Origin of the sequence: Methylobacterium sp. W2, from assembly GCF_020662345.1 — a bacterium.
In the GTDB taxonomy this organism is placed as follows: domain Bacteria; phylum Pseudomonadota; class Alphaproteobacteria; order Rhizobiales; family Beijerinckiaceae; genus Methylobacterium.
In genome coordinates this window covers 45,295-67,913 of sequence record NZ_VMOA01000028.1, presented here as the reverse complement: position 1 = coordinate 67,913, position 22,619 = coordinate 45,295, and the positions used below count along the sequence as shown (strand labels likewise).

Sequence of the window (22,619 nt, the reverse complement as noted above, 5' to 3'; positions counted from 1 at the left end):
CACACAGGACAACAAAAACAGACGATCACCCAGCTAACCAGCCGGATCATCCATCCGATCATCATCCCGAAGACACAACAACCGCCCGCCGAACCGAAGTCCCCGCTGGCCGCCGCCGATGAACAGGCTTCTAGACCCAGCCCCCGAACTCGTCAATGCCAAAAACACAGGTCTGGTGGATTTTCACGACACATGCATGACGGTGAGACATAACTCCTTGCCGGCAAAGGAAGATTTTCGCGCATCGTGGTTCCCGCCTCGGCGGCTTGCTTGGTGAGAGACTGCGTTAAAGGGCTCCTCCGACGCAGGACGGGGCGCCTGGCTCCACCGTGCGACCTTCGTTTCGCCCGCGCTCTCTCGCGTGCACGGAGAGGTGCCCTCCCCCGAGGCGCCTCAATGTCGACATGCTCGACTTCGACATGTCGACCACCGACCGATACCCTCGGTCGTCGCTCATGCTGCGCCGTCCCTCACCGATCGGGATCCGGCCTCTGAAGAGAAGAGATACGCTTGCGAGGGAACACCGTGGCGCGCGGCCGGCTCAAGATCGGAGCTCCGACGAACAGCACCGACACTCACCCGGGCCGGGCCAGCGACGCGCCTCTCGATCTGTTCCTCACCGATTCCGCCCAGATCGATCGACGTGAGGTCAATCTACGCTGGCTCTGTGCGAGCGCCTTGACCGGGCTGACCGGGGCCGGACTCATCGGAGCCGCGATCTACGTCTCGTTGCAGGGCGACGTGTCCTTCGCGGCGGTGCCGGAACATGCAGAGATCATGGTCCGCTCCGCGCCCAGCGACGATGTCGCGAACATCGCGCGCAAGGGCGACCGCCTCGTCCGCAACCTGATGATCGCGTCCGCCAAACAGACGTTCCGCTCGCCGGTGACCGTGCGCCTCGGAGACCGCGAGATCATCAAGGTCCGGCCCTTCGTGCGGGTCTTGACGGCGCTGTCCATGTCGACGGGCGTCTTCTCCGCCGAGGTGCCGCGTTTCGACCCGATGAAGTTCGTCTCCAGCGAACCGCTCGAACGGGCGACCGAGCCGAGCGCGGCCGACGCTCCCGGCGCGGAGGTCAGCGTCATCAAGCGTGATCTCACCACGATGCCGATCGAGGCGAACACGCCGGCCCTCGGCGATGACGCCGTCACCGCGCAGGTGGAAGAGGAGAAGCGTCTGGCGGCCGAGGCCGGGCGCCGCACGGCGCTTCCCATCGCGCCGCAAATGATGCTGTCGCGGGCGCTCCAACAGGGCATCGCGGCTCCGGATTTCGGCGGGCTCGCCCCCCCGTCGGGCGATGCGAGCCCGTTCAAGTCCATCGACGTCCTCGTGGTGCCGGAGAACGTCACCAATCTCGCAAAGACCGGCCTCCGGCAGGGCGAGACGCCGCTCGTGGAAGACCGCGACATGGCGATCAAGCGCGGCGAGACCCTCGACGCGCTGCTGAAGGCGACGGGCCAGGCCAGCGACGAGCAGATCAAGGGCATCGTCGCGGCTCTCAGCGGGCGTGGGCGCGTGGGCGACCTCGCCGAAGGTCAGCAGTTTCGCGTCCAGATCGCACCGGGCCCGAAGCCGGGTGATCCCCGTCAGGTGACACGGGTCATCCTGTATGGCGAAAACGGCGTCGAGGGGATCGCGGCCATCAACGATCGCGGCGCTTTCGTCTCGGTCGCGCAGGCGGTGGAAGACAAGGCGGCGCGCAAGGGGCCTGCCACGTCGGAATCCGGCGATGACGACGAGGACGAGGATGGCGGTTCAGGCCCTCGTCTCTATCAGAGCCTGTATGAGACGGCGGCACGGCACGATCTGCCGCGTGCGACCGTGGAAGATCTGGTGCGGATCTTCAGCTACGATATCGATTTCCAGCGCCGGATCTCGAACGGCGACAGTCTCGATGTCTTCTATACGTATGACGAGGAAGGCGGCCAGGCCGCCCTCGACCGGCCGGAACTGCTTTACGCGTCGCTCAACCTCGGCGGCGAGGTCCGTAAGGTCTACCGTTTCCAGTCGCCGGACGACGGCTCCATCGACTATCTCGACGAGCAGGGTCGCTCGCTCAAGAAGTTCCTCATCCGCAAGCCCATCGCCGACGGCATCATGCGTTCGGGCTTCGGCTACCGGCGTCATCCGATCCTCGGCTATGCCAAGCTCCATACCGGCGTGGATTGGGCCAACCCGATCGGCACGCCCATCGTCGCCGCCGGCAATGGCAGCGTCATCAAGGCGGAATGGGATTCCGGCTATGGCCGCCGGGTCGAGCTCCAGCACATCAACGGCTACGTCACCACCTACAACCACATGTCGCGCTTCGCCCGAGGGGTGACGGCGGGGGCCAAGGTGCGCCAGGGCCAGGTGATCGGCTATGTCGGGTCCACCGGCCTCTCCACCGGCGCGCACTTGCATTACGAGGTCATCATCAACGGCCACTTCGTCGACCCGATGAAGATCCGCGTGCCGCGCGGACGCGAACTCGACGGGCGGATGCTCACCGAGTTCACGCGCCAGCGCGAGCAGATCGAGACCACGCTGCAGAAATCCCGGACCGGCGTCGCCATGGCCCAGGGCGACGCCCCGCGCTGAGCCCCCCTCCCCTCACCCGACTCCGAGCCGGCGGCGGATCTCCGCCGGGGTGACGCCCTGCGCCCTCAGATCGCCGAGGGATTCCGAGCCGCGCGATTTGGCGAGCTTTGTCCCGTCGGGGCCGAGGATCAGGGCGTGGTGATGATAGGCCGGGCCCTCAAAACCGAGCAGGGCCTGGAGCAGGACATGCAGGTCGGTGGAGGCCGTGAGGTCGGCACCGCGAACCACGTGGCTAATCCCCTGGGCGGCATCGTCGATCACCACGGACAGGTGGTAGCTCGTCGGCACGTCGCGGCGCGCGATCAGCGCATCGCCCCAGCGGGCGGGATCGGCCACGTGGCTCGTCTCCGTGCCATCGGCATCGAGGCAGCGAAAGCGATGCGGGCCCGGGGCCAGCGCGAGGGCATGCGCCGTATCGAGCCGCCAGCCATGCGGCAGGCCGGCGGCGAGGCGTGACGCCCGTTCTTCGTGGGGAAGAACGCGGCACGTGCCGGGATACAGAGGTGCCCCGTCCGGATCGCGAGGCGGCTCCGGCCCGGCGGCCGCGATCACGGCGGCACGGGAGCAGAAGCACGGATAGACGAGACCGCGCGACCGAAGTGCGTCGATGGCATCGCGATAGGTCGAAAAATGCTCGGACTGGCGCCGGACGGAACCGCTGAACCCGATCCCGAGCCAGGCGAGATCATCCTCGATGGCGGCGATCAGGTCCGGGCGTGAGCGCACCGGATCGATATCCTCGATCCGCAGGGTGAGGTCACCGCCGAGCCGCGCGGCGAACATCGCGTTCACCAGGGCGGAATAGGCGTGTCCGAGATGGAGGCGCCCGTTGGGGCTCGGCGCGAAGCGAAGGCGGATTGGAACGGACGCTCCGGTCATTCCCCGGAATGGCGCTGGCAAAGCTCTGCTTTGGGAACGCAGGCGATGCCCGGCATGGAGCAGGCTATCCCATCCCCGTAGCGTCGGCAGACCGTGCAGCCGTCGCTCCATTCAGCACAGGACGCATCGGCTGCCGGAGAACCGTGTCCTGAACGCCCGTGCGAAGCGGGCGCGAAGGTGCCGATCAGGACGGTGACCACCGCGACGGCCGCGACGGCCAAGGCCACGAGACCATCCCGGTTCTGCGATGTCGGCACGGGTGCCGGGGCATCCGATGGTGGCGGGGTTGGTGCATGCATGGCCCGTGTTCGCTCGCTCGCCGCGCCCTGTCAACGCGCATGGCCACTCAGGCGGCGGCGACGGAACGGCGTTCGAGGAGGGCGGGCAAGGCCTTGAGATCGAGGGGCTTGGCCAGGAATTCGTCGAACCCGGCCTCCCGTGCGGCCAATTCGTCCTCGCGACCGGTATTGGCGGTGAGCGCCACCAATCGGAGCGGCGCACGATTCTGCTCGGCCTCGCTGGCACGCAGGCGCCGTGCCGTTTCCAGGCCGTCGATTCCCGGCATGCGGATGTCGATGAGGGCGAGGTCGAACCGGGCTGCGGGATGGTCGAGCCGCGCCAGCGCTTCGGATCCGTCCCGCGCCAGAACCACCGTCGCGCCGAGCCGCTCCAGGGCCCTCGTGGCCAGAAGGGCGTTGATCGGGTTGTCCTCCGCCAGAAGGACATGGACACCCGACGCCGCGCGGACGCCTTCCTTGTCCGGTGTGATCCCGCCGCCTCCGGGCGCTGGCCTTGCCGCGGGGCCGGGCGTGTCCACCGAGGAGGTCGGCGCCAGCAGCCTGTCGAACAGCGAGCGTGCCCGGACCGGCTTGATCAGGTAGCTGTCGAAGCCCGCCGCCCCCGGCGCACCGAACTCGCGCCGATCGAAGGGGGACAGCAGGATGAGGCTGCAACGCACACCGCGTCGCCTGGCTTCCGCCGCGAGCCTGCGCACGCTCGCGTCGCCGAGGGCGCGATCGGCGATCACCGCATCGAAGGGCACGCCCGACAGCGTATCGAGCCCGGCCTCGACAGTCGGCACCACCACGGCCGACGCGCCCGACCGGGACAGACGCCGGGCGAGGAACGGGGCCTGATAAGGGGAATCGGCGACGATCAGGATCTTGCGGCCCTGCAAGGATACGGGCGGGACCGTGATCTCCGGCGCTGCGCCGACCGGCAGGGGCAAGTGGACCGTGAAGGTGCTGCCGCGGCCGACGACGGAGTGCGCATCGATGCGTCCCCCCATCCGCGAGGCGAGGCGCCGGCTGATGGCGAGGCCGAGACCGGTTCCCTCATGGCGCGTGCTGGCGCTGTTGTCGCCCTGCTCGAACTCCTCGAACAGGATCGGAATGCGCGCCGCCGGGATACCGGCTCCCGTATCCGAGACCGCCAGGACGATCTCCTCGGCGACCCACCGTATCGAGACGCCGACCCCGCCCTGGTTGGTGAACTTGATCGCGTTGCCCGCGAGATTGACCACGATCTGCCGGATACGGTCCGCGTCGCCGATGAATTCGGAGGGCACGTCGTCGGCGACGTCGATGGCGATCTCGATGCCCTTGTCCTGGGCGCGGGGCGCCAGGAGTTCGACGACACCTTCCACCACCGCGTGGAGATCGAAGGGTTCGGCCGACAGGTCGAGACGTCCCGCCTCGATCCGCGAAAAATCGAGGATGCCGTCGATGAGTGTCAGCAGGGCCCGGCCCGACGTATGCACCGCCTCCACATAGGTCCGCTGCTCGGCATCGAGTCCGGTCTCGAGGACGAGGTCGGCCATGCCGAGAATGCCGTTCAACGGCGTGCGGAACTCGTGGCTGACGGTGGCGAGGAAGCGGGACTTGGCGACGTTGGCCGCCTCGGCGCGGTGAAGCGCCTCGTCGAGGGAGCGGGCGGATTCGATCCGCTCGGTGATGTCCGAGCCCGCCCGCAGCCATTGCGTGCGTCCTCCGGGACCGGTGACCCGCGTCTCGATGAAGGAGAACCAGCGCGGAATGCCGTCGACGGGGCGCACCTGCATCTCCAAGCGGCTGACGCCGTCGGATTGCTGCTGCCGGAGTCCCTGGTCCAGGATTTCGAGATCCACCGTCGAGCCGAGCAGCGTCAACGCCTCGACCCCGAACAGACGCCCGAAGCCGTCGTTGGCGAAGGTGATGCGCCCTTGCGCGTCGCGCTGAACGATGACGTCGGTGGTCGCCTCCACGAGCGCGCGGTAGCGCTCCTCGCTCTCGGACATCCGCCAGATGCTGTCCTGGAGACGTTCGACCTCGGACGCCTCGCCGCTCGGCCGGCGCAGGCCTCGGGCGAGCAGGCTCGCCGTAGCCAGGATCGCGAACAGGGTGAGGGCGAGAGCGACCTCCAGCGTGATCATCAGCCTCTCCGTGGAGCGGCACGAGCGGATCGCCGCATGGCGAACCGCCGGGCCGCGGGATGAGGCCGCCGGGGTTCCTGCTCCCACTCCATTCTCGTCACTCGCATGTCCTGTCACTCGCATGTGAGATTGAAGGACGGCTTTCGAAATGCGCTTAAGGCTTCCTTGCCGCGACGGAGGACATCCCTCGCCCCGCATCGGCGACATCATGGTCATAGCCGATGCCGGACAGCTTGGCGCGCCGCGCTTCACGGGCAGGCCGGGATGGTGTAGGCGCGACGGCTTGTACCTGGGCCGCCCCTCCCCCGAGGCCAGGCCGCGAGACGCAGGCACCATGACCCTTTCTTCGTCAGAGACCTCTTCGCAGCCGGGCACCGCCGGTTCCACGGCGACACGCATCGAGGCGACCTTCGCCCGCTGCCGCGCGGAGAAGCGCGCCGCCCTCGTGACCTACGTCATGGCCGGCGACCCCGATGCCGAAACCTCGCTGAAGGTGCTCCGGGCGCTGCCGCAGGCCGGCGCCGACATCGTCGAGTTCGGCCTTCCCTTCACCGACCCGATGGCGGACGGGCCGGCGATCCAGGCGGCGGCTTTGCGCGCCCTCGCGGGCGGCCAGGATCTGGTCAAGACCCTCGACCTCGTCCGGCGCTTCCGGGAGGAGAATTCCGGAACCCCGGTCATCCTGATGGGATACTACAACCCGATCCATGCCTACGGCGTCGACCGGTTCCTCGACGACGCCGTCGTGGCGGGGATCGACGGGCTGATCGTCGTCGACCTGCCGCCGGAAGAGGACGACGAACTCTGCCTGCCGGCCCTCGCCAAGGGCCTGGCCTTCATCCGGCTGGCGACGCCCACCACCGACGAGCGCCGCCTTCCCGCCGTCCTCGCGAATACGGCCGGCTTCGTCTATTATGTCTCGATCAACGGCATCACCGGCACGGCGACCCCCGATTTCGGCCGGGTGGCCGAGGCAGTGGGCCGTATCCGGTGCCATACGGACCTGCCCGTGGTGGTCGGTTTCGGCGTCCGGACGGGCGCCCAGGCCGCAGCGATCGCCAAGGGCGCAGACGGCGTGGTCGTCGGCTCCGCGCTCGTGGATGTGATCCACCGGGCGGTGGTGGACGGCCGGGACGCCGCCGAGACGGTGAGCGCCCTGGTGCGCGAACTGGCCGAGGGCGTGCGCGGCCGGATCGCCTGACAGAGCCACGCCGGAACGATCCGTCCGCGAGCCGATCCCCGGCTCATCCGAGACCCCTTCCCTCAAGAACGGTCAGTCGACGATGGTTGAACCCATGAACTGGATCTCGGAGGTCGTGCGCCCCAGGATCAAGACCCTGTTCAAGCGCGAGACCCCCGAGAACCTGTGGGTCAAATGCCCCGATAGCGGGCAGATGGTGTTCCACAAGGAGGTAGAGGGGAACCACTGGGTCATCCCGGGATCCGAGCACCATCTGAAGATGAGCGCGCAGGCGCGCCTGAAGATGATGTTCGACGAGGGCACCTGGATCGACGTGCCCCTGCCGGAGGTGGCGACCGACCCGCTCAAGTTCCGCGACGAGAAGCGCTACGCCGACCGCCTGAAGGACGCCCGTGCCAAGACCGGGATGCCCGACGCCTTCAAGATCGGCTTCGGCCGGGTCTCCGGACTGCCGATGACGCTGGCGGTGCAGGATTTCGCCTTCATGGCCGGCTCGCTCGGCATGGCGGCGGGCGAGGCCTTCGTGCGCGGTGCCGAGACGGCGCTGGACAAGCGCACGCCCTACATCCTGTTCTCGGCCTCGGGCGGCGCGCGCATGCAGGAGGGGATCCTGTCGCTGATGCAGATGCCGCGCACGACGGTGGCCGTGCGCCGGCTGAAGGCGGCGAAGCTTCCCTACATCGTGGTGTTGACCAACCCGACCACGGGCGGCGTCACCGCCTCCTACGCCATGCTCGGCGATGTCCATCTCGCCGAGCCCGGTGCCCTGATCTGCTTTGCCGGGCCGCGCGTCATCGAACAGACGATCCGCGAGAAACTGCCTGACGGTTTCCAGCGCGCGGAGTATCTGCAAGAACACGGAATGGTCGATCAGGTCGTGCACCGGCATGCCCTGAAGGACACGATCTCACGACTCTGCGGCCTGCTGATGAACCAGCCCGCGGCGGCACCGGCCCGCGCCGGCGCCGTTGCCGAGCCGGCCTGAGCCCCCACGCGATACGGCGAGCCGATCCATGGATTCCTCCGACGCGCTGATGGCCCGCTTCCTGGCCCTTCATCCCCGCACGATCGACCTGTCGCTGGGCCGGATCGAGCGCCTGCTCGAACGTCTCGGTCACCCGGAGCGCAAGCTGCCGCCGGTCATTCATGTGGCCGGCACCAACGGCAAGGGGTCGACCATCGCCTTCATGCGGGCGATTCTCGAAGCCGGCGGCCTCTCCGCGCATGTCTACACCTCGCCCCATCTCGTGCGCTTCCACGAGCGCATCCGCATCGGTGCGGTGGGCGGCGGCAGCTATGTGCCCGAGGACCAGCTCGCCGACGCCCTCGCCCGCTGCGAGGCATCCAATGCCGGCGAGCCGATCACGGTGTTCGAGATCACCACCGCCGCGGCCTTCCTGCTGTTCTCGGAAACCCCCGCCGACGTGCTCCTGCTCGAAGTGGGGCTCGGCGGCCGGGTCGACGCCACCAACGTGATCGACAATCCCGCGGCCGCCGTCGTCACGCCGATCGGGCGCGACCATGCGGAATATCTCGGCGATACCGTCGAAGCGGTGGCGACCGAGAAGGCGGGCATCTTCAAGCGCGGCTGCCCGGCGATCATCGCTGCCCAGGATTACAAGGAGGCGGATTCGGTGCTCTGCCGCATCGCCGAGGAGATCGGAGCGACACCGATCCGGGTGGGGAACCAGGATTTCTCGGTCCATGCCGAGCGCGGACGGATCGTCTACCAGGACGAACTCGACCTGTTCGACCTGCCCCAGCCCCGACTCAACGGACGGCACCAGTTCACCAACGCCGCCACCGCCATCGCGGCCCTGCGCGCGGCCGGATTCGGCGATATCGGAGTGGAGGCCATCGAGGCCGGCCTCAACAAGGTCGAATGGCCGGGCCGCCTGCAGCGGCTCACCCGCGGCCGCCTGTCCGACATGGCACCGGATGGCGCGGAGCTCTGGCTCGATGGCGGCCACAACATCGATGGCGGCCGCATTCTCGCGACCGCGATGGCGGATCTCGGCGAGCGTAGCGACGTTCCGCTGATCCTGGTGGTGGGCCTTCTCGGCACGAAGGATGCGGAAGGTTTCCTGCGCAACTTCGTCGGGCTGGCGCGCAACCTGATCGCGGTCCCGATCGGCGGTCAGATGGCGGCGCGGCCGGCCGAGGAGGTTGCGCAGATCGCCGTCGATGTCGGGCTCACCGCCTATGTGGCCTCCAGCGTCGAGGCCGCCTTGGAAAGCCTCTCCGACCTCGCCTTCGAGCGGCCGCCGCGGATCCTGATCTGTGGCTCGCTCTATCTCGCGGGCAACGTCCTGACCGCCAATGGAACCCCTCCGACCTGATCGCTTCGGGTGCGAGGCGGTCCAATCGGGGAAGGCGAGCGAGCCTACTGGACGAATCCTCGCCCGCGCCGAACGGGGTTAACGCATCGTTTGTCTTGGACAACCAAGCCGGAGGAGAGTCTCCGGCATGGGACCGGCGTGACGGAGACAGTTTCCTTGCCTATGATCCGGGGCTGACACAGCGCGACAATCCCCGCTTTTCACCGAACCGGCCACACTTGTGGCATCGGATATCGGGTGTGGCTCCTGCGCTACATCTCGTCTGCACAAAATCGACTAGTTTGATCGTGGATCGGGCAAATCGCTGGGGATCAACGATGAAAAAGCTTCTCACCTCTTTCGCGGCCTTCACGGCCCTCACGGCAGCGGCCACCGCCGCTGACCTTCCGCGTCGCGCAGCACCGCCGGTCTTCGTGCCGGTGCCGGTGTTCACCTGGACGGGCGCCTACTTCGGTATCAACGCCGGTTACGGCTTCGACGCCGGCAGCAACAGCGACCGCTACGTTCTTCCGGGCGGTTCGGTGCTGAACTCGTTCACCCGTGACACGCTGGTTCTCACCACCAACAACAACAACAACCTCGAAGGCTTCGTCGGCGGTGGCCAGGTCGGCTACAACTACCAGTTCACCCCGGGTTCGGGTCTGGTCGTTGGTCTCGAGGCCGACGCTCAGTACACGGATTTCGGTAACAAGAGCCGTCTCGTGAATGGTAGCATCACCGACGGCGTCGACACCGCTAGCGTCCGGGTTCGCGTTCCCGGCAACGAGATGAACTTCTTCGGTACGGTTCGTGGCCGCGTCGGTTACGCCTTCGACCGCGTTCTGTTCTACGGCACCGGCGGCTTCGCCTACGGCGACGGCGGCACCGGCCGCGACGATTTCCGCACCGGCTACACGGCTGGTGGCGGCATCGAGTACGCCATGCCCGTCGACTCGTTCCTGAACTTCTTCCGCTCGTCCGCCGTGACGCTGAAGGTCGAAGGTCTCTACGTGAACCTCGAGAACAAGGGTAACACCACCGAGCGCTCGGTGCTGAACCCGGCCACCGGCGTTCTCTCCCTCAGCCGTTCGGTCACCGCTCGCGAGAGCGAGTTCGCCGTCGTCCGCGCTGGTCTGAACTACAAGTTCGGCTCGTACTAAGCCGATACGTCGCAACGTCGACACAGGTCTCGAAACGGAGAAGCCCGGCCTCACGGCCGGGTTTTTTCGTTTCCGAACCAGGGGCGGTACAAACCGGTGCGCGCCACCGGACATAAAAAAACCCGGCCTTCCGAGGCCGGGCTTTTTCAAGATGGACGACCGGGTGCGTTCAGGCGCTGGCCTGGATCCAGCGGGAGAGATCGCCCTTCGGTGCCGCGCCGACCTTCTGGCTGGCGAGTTCACCGCCCTTGAAGATCAACAGGGTCGGAATCGAGCGGATGCCGTACTTGGCGGCGATCCCGGGATTCTCATCGACGTTGACCTTGGCGATCTTCACGCGACCCTGCATGTCAGCCGCGATCTCTTCGAGAGCCGGGCCGATCTGACGGCAGGGGCCGCACCATTCAGCCCAGAAATCCACGACCACGGGCTCGGCGGACTGGAGAACATCCTGCTCGAAGCTCGCGTCGGTCACTTTTACCGTCGCCATCACGATCCCTTTCCCATTTCACAGTCGACGCGACGATGTCTGCGCCGGCTTGAAAGGAGAGTTGGCAACGTGAGCCGGGACGGTCAAGGCGTAAGATGCCAAGGGCGGGACAGCCGTTCGATTCTCTCATGCATCCTCCACCGCTCGTGCTCCGCTCTTGCGCGAGCCGACCCGGAGGCCTGTCCTGTGCATGATTCCCGTTGCCCCTCGCCAAAGCCGTCGCTTCGCCCCATCTCCCACCGTGACCGGTAACCCATGAGGCGAGCGTCCGAGCACGCATGCCCATGAAGAGCCGGTGCCAAACGGGCCAGGCCGCCATCCGGCGATCGAGCCCCGAAACAGGCCGAGAGCCGGTCCTCTCGACGCCGGCCATGGAGGATATCACCACGTGACGCGCATCTCTCCGACCTTGCTTGCCTCCTTCGCCGCCCTGAGCCTCGGCACCGGTGCGTTCGCTCAGGATGGCAAATCCGGAACGCCTCAACCGAGGATCGGAGGCGAGTCCTTCGCAGCGCCCCAGAACGAGGCCACGGGCGGAGAGCCGGCCGAGACGGCACCCGCCAACACCACCTACAAACCCCTGCTGCCCAACCAGACCCGCGCGCCGAAGCCCCTCGAGGCCACCAAGGTTCAGAGCACCGTCGTCGCCAAGGGCCTCGACAGCCCCTGGGCCATGGAGTTTCTGCCGGATAGCCGCATGCTGGTGACGGAGAAGGGCGGAAAGCTGCGTATCGTCGCCAAGGACGGCACGGTCGGCCAGCCCATCGCCGGCGTGCCCAAGGTGGATGCGCGAGGCCAGGGAGGTTTGCTCGACGTGGCCCTGAGCCCGAGCTTCGTCTCCGATCGTCTCATCTATCTCAGCTACTCCGAGCCGCGCGACAAGGGTAACGGCACGACGGTCGCCCGCGCCAAGCTGATCGAGGAGAAGGATGGCGGTCGTCTCGACGAGGTGAAGGTCATCTTCCGTCAGACGCCGTCCTACGAGGGCGACAAGCATTTCGGCTCCCGCCTCGTCTTCGCGCCGGACGGCAAGCTGTTCGTCACCGTCGGCGAGCGCTCGGACAAGGGACCGCGGGTCCAGTCCCAGGACCTCACCAGCGGACTCGGCAAAGTCTTCCGCATCGACACGGACGGCAATGCGCCGAAGGACAACCCGTTCACGGGCGGCGAGAAGGCCAAGCCCGAAATCTGGTCCTACGGCCACCGCAACATCCAGTCCGCCGCCCTCGATGGCCAGGGCCGCCTCTGGACCGTCGAGCACGGGCCGCGCGGCGGCGACGAACTCAATCGCCCCCGGCCGGGCTTGAACTACGGCTGGCCGGAAGTGACCTACGGCATCGAATATAGCGGCGAGAAGATCGGCGAGGGAAAGACCCAGGCGGGCGGTACGGTCCAGCCGGTCTATTACTGGGACCCGGTCATCGCGCCGTCCGGCATGGCGCTCTACACCGGAACCCTGTTCCCCGCCTGGAAGGACGCTTTCCTCGTCGGCGGCCTCATGAGCGGCGGCATCGTTGCGTTGAAGCTCGACGGCGACAAAGTGGTCACCGAGGAACGCATCCCCCTCGATCACCGGATCCGCGACGTGAGGGTCGGCACCGATGGGGCGGTCTATGCGGTGACGGACGGCCCGGACGGACAGATCCTCAAGCTCACACCGTAACGGCGGTGTGAACCGGGCGGGTGGAGAGCGAGGCGAGCGCCGACGCGATGTCGGCCTCGCCGAGGTGGCGGATGACCGGCCCGGACGTCCAGACTAGCATCGCTTCGACAGGACGCCCCGGATAGATGTCCCGCAGAAGCGCCACGTAGAGGGCGATTTGCGCCGCCTCGTCTTCGGGAATGGGAGCGCGATCCGACGGTGGCCGGCTCGTCTTGAAATCCGCCACGACGATCCCGTCGGGACGGATGCTCAGGCGATCGACCCGTCCGAAGACCGGTCGTGACGCCCCGCCGACGCTGACATGCCCCGAGATCGTGACCTCGGCCCTCGCATCTTTGTCGAAGAGCACGGCGAGGGCGGGATCGTTCACGAGTTTCAGAACGTCCTCGACCAGCCGATCCTGCTCGGCCGCCGGAAGCGACGGTGCCCGCGCCTTGACGAAGGCGGAGGCCGCGCTCGGCCGCTGATGTCGATCGAGGCGCGGGAGATGTTCGATCAGCGAGTGGATCAGGATGCCGCGACGGCGGGCCTGCGGGTTGGCCTGCCGCCTCGGCACCGCACGCTGTCCATCCGCGGCGCCGAGCGCGCCGGAGGGGCTGACCGGCGGCGCCGCCTCGACCTCCGACCCCGCCGATTGCCTCAACCATCCGGGGATCGCCGATGCGGCGTCGGCGGCGGGAGAGGACGCGGCGGCAACGGATCGTACCGGCCCGTCCCGCCACAGCAGCACGGGACCATAGGCGGCCTCGAGGGATTCGCCCGGCCCGAATGCCTGTTCCAGCCCCTTACGGACCATCTCGCACCAGGCGGTCTCGCCCTGCTCCTCGTGGCCGCGATAGGGCGCGACGGTGAGGCGATCGGCAGCACGGGTGAGCGCCACGTAAAGGAGACGGTTGTGCTCCTCGCGGGCTCGGGCCTGATGCGCCTCGCGGGCGGCGGCCACGGCCTGCGTATCCTGGGTCTTCGACCCGGCCCAGACCGGCGGCATCGCCCCGTCACGGCCCCCCGGCATGGCGAGCAGATGCGGATCGTTGCGCCCGAGGGGCTCGCAGCCGTCGATCATCACGACGACGGGGGCTTCCAGGCCCTTGGCGCCGTGAATCGTCATCACCCGGACCTCGTCGCGGCCGGATTCGAGGTCGCGCTTGACGGTCAGACCATTGACGCCCCGTCCCGGAGCGCTGTCGTAGCGGGTGAGGAAGCAGTCCAGCGAGGGAGCCTCGGAGGCCTGCTCCGCCTCGGCCGCCTTCATGAGGAACACGTCGATGGCGTCCCCCGCCTCGCCACCGAGGCGGGCGACCAGCCGCATCCGCCCCTCATGCGGCCCGAGCAGGCTCGCATAGAACCCGAACGGCCCATGCCGGGCCGCCAGGTCGGACCACAGGGTGAGGGCCTCATGCCCGCGTAAGGCCGCCGGGTCGCCCGCTGCCGCATGGCGGGCCAGGGCATCCTCCAGGGTCTCGCTCTCGTCGCGCCGGGCGGCGATGCGGACGAGGTCGTCATCGTCGAGCCCGACGAGGGGGGTCTTCAGGGCGCCGGCCAGGGTGAGATCGTCGGCGGGGAGCAGGCCGGCGCGGCCGATGGAGACGAGGTCGTTCACCGCGATATGGGCGGTGATGTCCAGGCGGTCCTGGCCCGCCACGGGGACGCCGCAGACCTTCAGGGCGCGGATCACCTCCTCGAACGCGGCGGAGCGCTTGCGCACCAGGATGAGCACGTCGCCGGGACGCCACACGCGCCCGCCTTCGTCGCCGGTAGTGGTCCAGGCCTTCACCGCCCGCGCCACACGCCGGGCCGTGACGATGGAGGGCGCGTTGGCCTCCGGTGCGTCCACCGGGGCGGCCCAGGCGTCGGGCTCCTCCTCCTGTGCCGGAACCTCGACGGGCCAGATCTCGACCACGCCCGGTGCGTCCCGCCGGGCCGTCTCGTGCGTGGTCCCCACGGCCGTGTCGTCGAAGGACAGGCCCTGGTAATGCTCGGGCACGGCGAAGGTGGCGTCCACCGCGCGCAGGATGCCCTTGGTCGAGCGGAACGACACGTTCAGCGTCACGTCCTCGAAGGCGAGGCCCGCCTGCTTCGAGGCCGAGCGCCATTCGCGATGCACGGTCTCGAACTCGCGCGGCTCGGCCCCCTGGAAACTGTAGATCGACTGCTTCGGGTCTCCCACGGCGAAGCGCGTGCGCAGCCCCTCGCGAGCGCCCTCGCCGCTGGCGAAATCGGCCGTGATGCGGCGCAGGATGTCCCATTGGCGCGGGTTGGTATCCTGCGCCTCGTCCACGAGGACGTGATCGATGCCGCGATCGAGCTTGTACAGAACCCAGGCGGCGTCCACCCGCGAGAGCAGGTCGAGGGCCTTGTGGATCAGGTCGTCGAAATCGAGGGCCCCGAGCCGCGCCTTCTGACGCTCGACCCGCCGATGGATCTCGGCGACGAGGACGAACAAGGCCTGCGTCCGTTCCAGGGCCTTGGCCGCGCGCAAGGTGTCGAACAGGGGATCGAGCCGGTCACGCTCGGACAGGAGCGCCTCCTTCACCTCCGCCGGGACGTCTTTCGTGCCGAGACTCCTGTCCGCCTTCGGCGTGCCCTTCTCGGTGAAGAACACCGACCGGTAGAGGTCGAGCCGGGCGGCAGCCTCACGGGTGGCCTCCGCTGCGATCAGCCTGTCGGCGAGCCCCTCATCGGTGGATTTTCCCGTGCGAAGACGCTCGGCGAGGCTGCTCCAATCGTCGAGCCCCCCGGTGAGGATACGATCGAGGACCGTATCGGCCGTCTCGCCGGCGGAGAGACCGAGGGAGCGCGACAGGGCATCAAGCGGCCCCGAGAGACCGTCCGTCCCGTCGAAGGTCGATTGCGCCCGCATGGCCGCGCGCAGGATCGCCCGGAGCGTATCGCCCGTGGCCTCCGGGCCGACCCTGTCCCAGGCGGAGCGCAGATCGGGGTTGCGGCCGGTCATCGCCAAGGCGAGGACCCGGTCGGTCTCGGCCGCGAACAGGTCAGCGGCCTGGTTCTCGTCGAGCACCTGGAAGCGGGCGGGCACGTTGGCCTCGAACGGGAACATGTGCAGGAGCCGCTCGCAGAGGGCGTGCAGGGTCTCGATCTTGAGACCGCCCGGCGTCTCCACGGCACGGGCGAACAGACGGCGTGCCGCCTTCAGGGTCCGTCGTGCCGGAGCCGCGCCGGTCAGTTCTGTGAGTTCGGCGGTGAGTGCGGCATCGTCCAGGGTGACCCAGCGGCCGAGGGTCCGGAACACCCGGATCGACATGTTGGCGGCGGCCGCCTTGGTGAAGGTGAGGCAGAGGATGCGGGCGGGGGGCGCCCCGTTCAGCAGCAGGCGCACCACCCGGTCGGTGAGCACCTTCGTCTTTCCCGCCCCCGCATTGGCGGAGACCCAGGCCGAGGCCAGGGGATCGGCGGCACGGCGCTGGCTCGCCTTGGTGAGATCGTCGACGACGAAGGGCAACCTGTCTGCTCCGGGCTTGGCTCCCTCTCTCCATAGAGAAGGATGATCGCCTCGCCAAAGCGCCCTATGGTCGGCCGAACGATTCCCTCAGGACACCCCGTCATGCACAGCCACAGCAGCGAGACCTGGCAGCATCGCCACGACTTCCTCGGACACGCGCATGAGCGCAACGAGCGCCGGACTGTCCTCGTCGTCGGGCTGACCCTGGCGATGATGGTCGCCGAGATCGTCGGCGGGACGGTCTTCGGGTCGATGGCCCTCACCGCCGATGGATGGCACATGTCCACCCATGCGGCCGCCCTCGGCATCGCGGCCCTGGCCTATCGCTTCGCCCGCCTCCATGCCGACGACCCGCGCTTTGCCTTCGGCACCGCCAAGCTAGGCGATCTCGCGGCCTTCGCCAGCGCCATCATCCTCGCCATGATCGCACTCGCCATCGGCTATGAAAGCATTTCGCGCCTCACCAGCCCCCAGGCCATCGCCTTCGGCGAGGCCCTGCCGATCGCGATCCTCGGCCTACTCGTGAACCTCGCCAGCGCGTGGCTGCTCCACGGCGACGGGCACGACCACGCCCATCACCACGATCACGGGCATGATCACGGCCACGCCCCTCACGAGGGGCACGGCCATGCCGATCATGGGGACGCCAACTTGCGGGCGGCCTATGTCCACGTCCTGGCCGATGCGCTGACATCGGTGCTGGCCATCGTCGCCCTGCTGGCGGGTCGCTATCTCGGCATCGCCTGGCTCGATCCGGCCATGGGACTGGTGGGTGCTGCGGTCATCGTCGCCTGGTCCTGGACCCTGATCCGCTCCGCCGGCGCAACGCTGCTCGATGCGGTGCCGGATCGGGATCTCGCTCGCTCCGTGCGGACGCGGCTGGAGACGAACGGCGACACGATCACCGATCTCCACCTCTGGCGCCTCGGCCCGGGCCATACCGGGCTGATCGTCTCCCTCGTATCCGACCACCCGCAGGAACCGGCGACGTACAAGGCAAAGCTGGCCGAGCTGGAAGGGCTCTCGCACGTCACCGTGGAGGCGAACCGATGCCCGAACCATGGGCCGGAACGGCGTCCTGTGTAGAGCGTAGTGTCCGCAATCTCCGGAACGCATCGGGTTCGGAGGGCGGCATGCCCGGCATCCGGCGGTGAACCGGACGGGCCTTGAGCGTACCGGCGGGATCCGCTCGGCGCCGGGTGTCTGTCGCGGCACGCCATTCGTCATGGCGTCGATCAAGCAGCCGGGCGGCGGGCCGGTGACGGAAGCTTGCCTTCCCCCCACCGCCGAATCAAACGCGACATGGCATATCCCAAGTATAGAGCGCACGCTTTGATGGGACGTACGGTCGCCTGATCAATTCTAATTCAAAGTCATGACTGTATATCTAATCTTTGCGTAGGTTTATAGAAATTATTAGCAATACTCGACATCCCGACGAGGATTTTTATTCGATATACGCCACTGTACCATTCGCTTTAAATGAATTTTAAAATATAATTGTCATTCTAAGCTTTTCGAACGGCAAAATAATTCGTTTTATAGGGGCTGGGCGTGGCGTTATTTCGATTTACTTACGAGGGTGATTACACACCGAACAACTCGGACCCGATCTTCAACCTCCCGATGGCATCCGGCGTTCGCTCGATTGATTTCGGCCCCGGCACGGCCATCGACGGATAGGAGAGCTTTGGAGACTCCTTTATCTATGTCTTCACCGGCTTGGGATTCGATGCCGATTACGGTGAAGTTGGATACAAGGCGCAGCGAATCGGTGTTTTCGGCGATTCCAGCGACTTCGCCCTCACGACGAGGATCACCGGCGGAGATTATGGCGATGTGTTTCGCACGGGGGCGGGCGACGACGTCCTGAACGGCGGCGGCGGCAACGACACACTGGAAAGTGGTCGCGGCAGCAATACAATCGATGGCGGCTCTGGAACGAATACACTTAGCTATGAGCACTTCGATGCTCCCTACGACGTCATGCCGAGCATTGTCGTGGGATTCAGTGTCTATATGAAAATCGGCTCGACCGAAGATTATACCGGTCAAATATTAGTCGACAATTTCACTAACATATCAAATATTCGCGGATCAGACTACGAGGATAATATCACCGGAGACGACAGCGACAACGTCATCGAGGGGGGCGGTGGCACCGACTATCTCCATGGCGGGGACGGCCGTGACACCTTGAGTTATCAACATTCCAGCGCAGGCGTGAAGATCGATCTCTCGAAGAGTACCGCTTCCGGCGGCGATGCTTTGGGAGATCACATTGAGTCGTTCGAAAATTTGCTCGGCAGTGCTGCGAGCGACGAACTCTACGGGGACGCCAACGACAACGTGATAGAGGGCGGCATCGGCGCCGACATCCTGTTTGGCGACGAGGGCAACGACACGTTGAGCTATCGACTGTCGAGCGAGGGCGTGGGGATCGATCTCCTCAACACGACTGCCGGCGGTGGTGACGCGGAGGGTGATTCGTTCGGCGATTTCGAGAACGTGATCGGCAGCACCGCAGCCGATAACCTTCTTGGAAACGACGACGCCAATATCCTCAACGGCAATGGTGGCGGGGACACCCTGACCGGCAGGGGCGGCAACGATCGTCTCGTCATCAGCGAAAGCCCGTCGACCGTGGACGGCGGAAGCGGAACGGACTCTCTGTTCATCAACAAGGGCAGCCCCGTCATCCTGACGAGCATTTCCTACATCGACATCGAGAAAGCCTATGTGCGTGACGGCGTGTCCCTCGACATGTCGCGCGTCGATGAGGGCACGAAGATCTATTCCCAGAGCAAGGAACAGGGCGGGTCCACGATCGTCGGGACCGCCGGCAACGACCGCATCCAGGCCGGCAAGGGCGACGACGTCATCACCGGCAGTGAAGGTCGAGATGCCCTCTTTGCCGGCGCCGGCGCGGACACGTTCGTGTTCACCGACGGCGACGGCCGCGACGTAATCCGCAAGTTCGATGCGCTCGAGGACAAGTTGGACGTCCACACCCTCGCCGCGAGCATCGATGACATGACCTTCACGTCATACCGCGGCGGAACCGGCATCGTGATCACGTTCGAGGGTGCCTCCGCCCCTACCGACAAGATCATCCTGCTCGACGTTGCGTACCAATCGCTGACCGAGGGCAACTTCCTGTTCTAAGCAGGTTCGAGTTGGCCTGAAGCAAGCGGTCCGGCATGTCCCGGCCCTTGGATTCCTGGCCTTTGGATTCCCGGTCCTCGGATCGAACCGGATCGCGCAGCCGGACCGATTCATGGGCCTTGCCGTGAGAGGGCTCGCGGAACGGGCGCCCGCCCGTTCCAACCAACCCTCACCCCTCGCCTTCCCCCGCCAGCGACCATTCCAGCACGCGGGCGAGGTGATCGAAGTCGCCGTAGGACTTGGCGAATTTCGGGTACGGACGGGAGACGTAGGCCGCGTCGCCGGCCATGAAGCGGGCGACGAGGCCGCGGAAGCGTCGTTCGTGCTCCTCGACGATGGCGTCCAGGGTGCGGGGATCGCCCCTCGGCGGCTTGACCGGGAGGGGGGTGAACGGGTTCCGCCCGCCGGTGGCGTGGACGTAGAGCAAGTCCGGCGTCGCCTCGCTGCGCGGAACGCCCTCGAAGGCTCCCGCTTTCAGCATCGCCGCCTCAAGGGTGAGCTGGGGCGAGAAGCCGGCGAAGACCTCCTTGTTGCTGGGCGGCTGGCCGGTCTTGAAATCGACGATGCAGGCGGTCCCGTCGCGGCGCAACTCGATCCGGTCGGCACGCCCGCGCAAGGTGAAGATCTCCCTGCCCATGGGCAGGGCCCAGCGGCCCGACATTTCCGGCCGCACCCGCGTGAGGGCGGGACGACGCTCGGCCTCCCAGTCCAGGTATTCGGCGGCGATCCGGCCATAGCGCGGCCACCACTCGGCATAGAGTTCGGGAAAGGTGTTGGCGATATCGGCGAATTCCGCCTGCGCCAGGGCGTTCAGGCGGTCGGCGGCATCGTCGGGCAGGATGTCGGGATGGGCCTCGGCGAAGTCGCCGAGGACCGCGTGGATCAGCGTCCCCCGCTCGCTGGCACCGGGCCGCCCGGCGACGGGCTCCAGGGGATCGAGCCCGAGCACGTGGCGGGCGAAGATGACGTAGGGATCGCGCACCAGGGTCTCGACCTCGGTGACGCTCAAGGTCCGCGGAAACAGGGCCGGGTCGGGCTTCGGCTTCGGCTGGGTCAGGCGCGCCGGCACCGGGCCGGCGCCTCGGTCGAGGGCGGCGACATAGCCGAGGAAGCGCCGCCCCCTCTCGCGGGCGCGGTCCCAGCAGGCCTCGCCGGCAAAGGCCTGGAGCCGCTGGAGAAAGCGCGAGGGCACCGTTGGTGCACCCTCGCGCTTGGCCGAGCGGGTGATGACGGCATCGTGGCAGCCGAGCGCCTGCACGAAATCATGGGCGGTCTGCCCGATCCGCCGCTCGGGGGGATTGAGGCCGATGCGTTCGCGCATGGGGCGGTTGAGGAAGGCGTCGGTCACCGTCTTCATCGGCCACACGCCCTCGTCGAGGCCGCCGAGCACGATGCGGTCGGCATCGAGCAACCGGGCTTCGAGGAGGCCGAGGATCCGCAGGCGGGGATGGGGGCGCTCGCCGGTGCAGGTCACGACCCGCTCGCGGGCGAGGGCCGTGAAGAATGCCGGGTAGTCGAGGGGCATTCCCGGCAACAGGCCCGGTTCCGAGGTGGACAGGTCGTCGAACAGGGTGTCGAGGACACAGATCGAATTGTCCTCCAGCGGCTCGTCTCCCTCGGCCGGCGCGATCAGCCGGTCGAAGACCGCGGCATGGCTGCGCCCGAGGGCGACGAGATCGACCCTGCCGCCCTCCTCGGAGCGGAGGAACCCGTCGAAAGCCTGTTCCAGGCGATCGACGATACGGGCCGCCAGATCCCAATCGATGTCGGTGAGGCGGCGCTGGGCACGGGGAATGCGTCCCGTCGCATTCCGCCGGTCGGCGAGGACCCGGCGCAATCCGTCGAATCCGGGAGCGGGCGCCGGCCCGCGCAGGGCCCCGATCTCGAGGGCGGCCGCACCGCGCCGGACCTCGTCGCGTGTCATGCCGAGATGCACGAGTGGGTGGGCGAGGAGGGCGATCACCCGATGCGGCTGCAGGTCCGCCGCCATCTCGGCCGCCATGCGCGCCAGGCGCCCGGCCGGACTGACGGAGAGTGCCTCGCCGGCGGAATCCTCGGCGACGATCCCCCAGCGCGCGAGTTCGGCCGCCACCCGTATGGCGAGGTTGCGGTCGGGGGTGACGAGGGCGGCCGTGGCGCCGGGCGTCTCCAGGGTCTCGCGCAGGGCGATGGCGGCGGCCAGGGCCTCCTCGCGCTCGTCGGCGGCTTCGATCACCGCGATGCCCGCCATTCCCGTATCGGCGGTGTCGCGGCGTTCGTCGAGCGGCAGCTCCGACCAGGCATCGGTGGTCTCGGCCGGGCGCAGAGCCTGCGACAGCAGCGCCGTCCGCGCCCGGTCCCGAGGCGTCGGCTGGCCCAGGACCGTGATCGCTCCGCGACCGAGATCGAGGCAGCCGGGACCGAGAAGCCGATGCAGGATGGCCTGGGGATGGCCGTGGGCGATCTCGCGATCCGCCCCCTCCCCCGTCTCGATGGCGTCCCAACCGGCCTCGTCGAGGTCGGTATCGAGGCCCGGCAGCACCACCGCCCCCCTCGGCAGGGTGGCGACGGCCGCGATCAGCTTTGCGGTCGCGGGCACCGACCCGGTGGAACCGGCGATGATGACCGGGTCGGTGGGCTTGTCACGAAGCAGCCGCGTCGCCTCCGCGAGGATGAGCGTGCGCGAACGGGCCACCGGGTCGCTCAAGGCGCGGTCATGCAGGATCTTGGGCCAGTTCTCGGCGGCGATGCGCACGAAATCGAGGGTGAGGCCGAAGTAATGTGAGTACTCGGCCTCCACCGCGCTGGCGATTTCGGTCCAGGCCACGCCCTCCACGGTGAGCGCGTCCATCAGCTTTTCGAGATCGGAGGCGAGATAGACGGCGTCCGCCGGCGAGGAGGGAACGAGGAAGGGCACGTCGTCGCCCATGGGGAGAAGCTTGCGGTCGACGGTCTCGGCCCAGGCCTGGACGAGGCGGGCGAGAATCAGCCGGCGCTCCAGGGGCGGCATCGCCGGGGCGAGCAGGTCGGAGCCGTTCTCGATCAGGGGATTGGCGGCGACGTCGAGCTCCGCCTCGTCCGCCTCGCCCAGCGGGATCAAACGCGGCAGGAGCGCGCTGCCGAGCCGCTCGGCCAGGATCGCGGACAGGGCCCGCGTCGCGCGCCGCGTCGGCAGATAGAGGGTGACGCTGGCCAGGGCGAAGGGATCACCGGCGACATTCCCCACGAGGTGGCCGGAGGTCAGCGCCTCGGCGAGGGTCGGCAGGAACGAGGCGCCGGGGGGGATCGTGAAGACGCGGGACTCCGTCATGTCG

General features: G+C 67.5%; 14 protein-coding genes. 9 read left to right on the top strand and 5 right to left on the bottom strand.

Annotation, left to right across the window (positions count from 1 at the left end; all coding sequences use genetic code 11):
• Together FPV16_RS16235 and FPV16_RS16230 are read left to right on the top strand one after the other, a co-directional pair.
• Positions 1–213: hypothetical protein (locus tag FPV16_RS16235; RefSeq protein WP_227439423.1), on the top strand; the 213-nt coding region annotated here is incomplete at its 5' end.
• Between the two features lie 312 nt (positions 214–525).
• Positions 526–2,580: a M23 family metallopeptidase gene (locus FPV16_RS16230; protein WP_413629311.1), complete on the top strand. Its 2,055-nt coding sequence runs from the start codon at positions 526–528 to the stop codon at positions 2,578–2,580.
• A 12-nt stretch (positions 2,581–2,592) separates the two neighbouring features.
• Here FPV16_RS16230 and gluQRS read toward each other — a convergent pair whose 3' ends face one another.
• Together gluQRS and FPV16_RS16220 are read right to left on the bottom strand one after the other, a co-directional pair.
• Complete coding sequence (gluQRS, locus tag FPV16_RS16225; protein WP_227439422.1) at positions 2,593–3,459, bottom strand: tRNA glutamyl-Q(34) synthetase GluQRS; 867 nt, start codon at positions 3,457–3,459, stop codon at positions 2,593–2,595.
• Between the two features lie 346 nt (positions 3,460–3,805).
• The gene (locus tag FPV16_RS16220) at positions 3,806–5,869 is read right to left on the bottom strand and encodes an ATP-binding protein (RefSeq protein WP_227439421.1); all 2,064 of its coding nucleotides are present in this window, start codon (positions 5,867–5,869) and stop codon (positions 3,806–3,808) included.
• 334 nt (positions 5,870–6,203) lie between these two features.
• Here FPV16_RS16220 and trpA point away from each other — a divergent pair, with 334 nt between their 5' ends.
• The 4 genes from trpA (at position 6,204) to FPV16_RS16200 (ending at position 10,548) form a co-directional block, all read left to right on the top strand.
• Positions 6,204–7,070, top strand: a complete 867-nt coding sequence (trpA, locus tag FPV16_RS16215) for a tryptophan synthase subunit alpha (protein WP_227439420.1) — start codon at positions 6,204–6,206, stop codon at positions 7,068–7,070.
• A gap of 82 nt (positions 7,071–7,152) precedes the next feature.
• On the top strand, positions 7,153–8,055 hold the full coding sequence (gene accD, locus FPV16_RS16210; protein ID WP_227439419.1) for an acetyl-CoA carboxylase, carboxyltransferase subunit beta: 903 nt from the start codon (positions 7,153–7,155) through the stop codon (positions 8,053–8,055).
• Positions 8,056–8,083: 28 nt separating this feature from the next.
• Positions 8,084–9,409, top strand: coding sequence for a bifunctional folylpolyglutamate synthase/dihydrofolate synthase (locus tag FPV16_RS16205; protein WP_227439418.1), 1,326 nt, complete (start codon positions 8,084–8,086; stop codon positions 9,407–9,409).
• 317 nt (positions 9,410–9,726) lie between these two features.
• Complete coding sequence (locus FPV16_RS16200) at positions 9,727–10,548, top strand: outer membrane protein (protein WP_227439417.1); 822 nt, start codon at positions 9,727–9,729, stop codon at positions 10,546–10,548.
• Positions 10,549–10,717: 169 nt separating this feature from the next.
• Here the strand turns inward: FPV16_RS16200 and trxA are convergent, their stop codons facing one another.
• On the bottom strand, positions 10,718–11,038 hold the full coding sequence (trxA, locus tag FPV16_RS16195) for a thioredoxin (protein WP_227439416.1): 321 nt from the start codon (positions 11,036–11,038) through the stop codon (positions 10,718–10,720).
• A gap of 388 nt (positions 11,039–11,426) precedes the next feature.
• Between trxA and FPV16_RS16190 the strand changes: the two genes are divergently transcribed.
• A complete protein-coding gene (locus tag FPV16_RS16190) occupies positions 11,427–12,701 on the top strand; it encodes a PQQ-dependent sugar dehydrogenase (RefSeq protein ID WP_227439415.1) in 1,275 nt (424 codons plus the stop codon).
• On the opposite strand, the gene addA is transcribed toward FPV16_RS16190, so the two are convergent.
• Positions 12,691–16,161, bottom strand: a complete 3,471-nt coding sequence (gene addA, locus FPV16_RS16185) for a double-strand break repair helicase AddA (protein ID WP_227439414.1) — start codon at positions 16,159–16,161, stop codon at positions 12,691–12,693. The two genes, FPV16_RS16190 and addA, sit on opposite strands and share 11 nt — an antisense overlap.
• Positions 16,162–16,263: 102 nt before the next feature.
• Here addA and dmeF point away from each other — a divergent pair, with 102 nt between their 5' ends.
• On the top strand, positions 16,264–17,247 hold the full coding sequence (gene dmeF, locus FPV16_RS16180) for a CDF family Co(II)/Ni(II) efflux transporter DmeF (protein WP_227439413.1): 984 nt from the start codon (positions 16,264–16,266) through the stop codon (positions 17,245–17,247).
• 636 nt (positions 17,248–17,883) lie between these two features.
• Positions 17,884–19,326 carry a calcium-binding protein gene (locus FPV16_RS16175; protein WP_227439412.1) on the top strand — a complete coding sequence of 481 codons (1,443 nt, stop codon included), beginning with the start codon at positions 17,884–17,886 and terminating at the stop codon, positions 19,324–19,326.
• 169 nt (positions 19,327–19,495) lie between these two features.
• Here the strand turns inward: FPV16_RS16175 and addB are convergent, their stop codons facing one another.
• The gene (addB, locus tag FPV16_RS16170) at positions 19,496–22,615 is read right to left on the bottom strand and encodes a double-strand break repair protein AddB (protein WP_227439411.1); all 3,120 of its coding nucleotides are present in this window, start codon (positions 22,613–22,615) and stop codon (positions 19,496–19,498) included.
• Between the last annotated feature and the right edge of the window lie 4 nt (positions 22,616–22,619).

Excerpts from the sequence above, each read along its gene's own strand:
- accD (WP_227439419.1), top strand. The coding sequence starts at position 7,153 with ATGGTTGAACCCATGAACTGGATCTCGGAGGTCGTGCGCCCCAGGATC.
- FPV16_RS16200 (WP_227439417.1), top strand. The coding sequence starts at position 9,727 with ATGAAAAAGCTTCTCACCTCTTTCGCGGCCTTCACGGCCCTCACGGCA.
- trpA (WP_227439420.1), top strand. The coding sequence starts at position 6,204 with ATGACCCTTTCTTCGTCAGAGACCTCTTCGCAGCCGGGCACCGCCGGT.
- dmeF (WP_227439413.1), top strand. The coding sequence starts at position 16,264 with ATGCACAGCCACAGCAGCGAGACCTGGCAGCATCGCCACGACTTCCTC.
- FPV16_RS16220 (WP_227439421.1), bottom strand. The coding sequence starts at position 5,869 with ATGATCACGCTGGAGGTCGCTCTCGCCCTCACCCTGTTCGCGATCCTG.
- gluQRS (WP_227439422.1), bottom strand. The coding sequence starts at position 3,459 with ATGACCGGAGCGTCCGTTCCAATCCGCCTTCGCTTCGCGCCGAGCCCC.
- addB (WP_227439411.1), bottom strand. The coding sequence starts at position 22,615 with ATGACGGAGTCCCGCGTCTTCACGATCCCCCCCGGCGCCTCGTTCCTG.
- trxA (WP_227439416.1), bottom strand. The coding sequence starts at position 11,038 with ATGGCGACGGTAAAAGTGACCGACGCGAGCTTCGAGCAGGATGTTCTC.
- FPV16_RS16205 (WP_227439418.1), top strand. The coding sequence starts at position 8,084 with ATGGATTCCTCCGACGCGCTGATGGCCCGCTTCCTGGCCCTTCATCCC.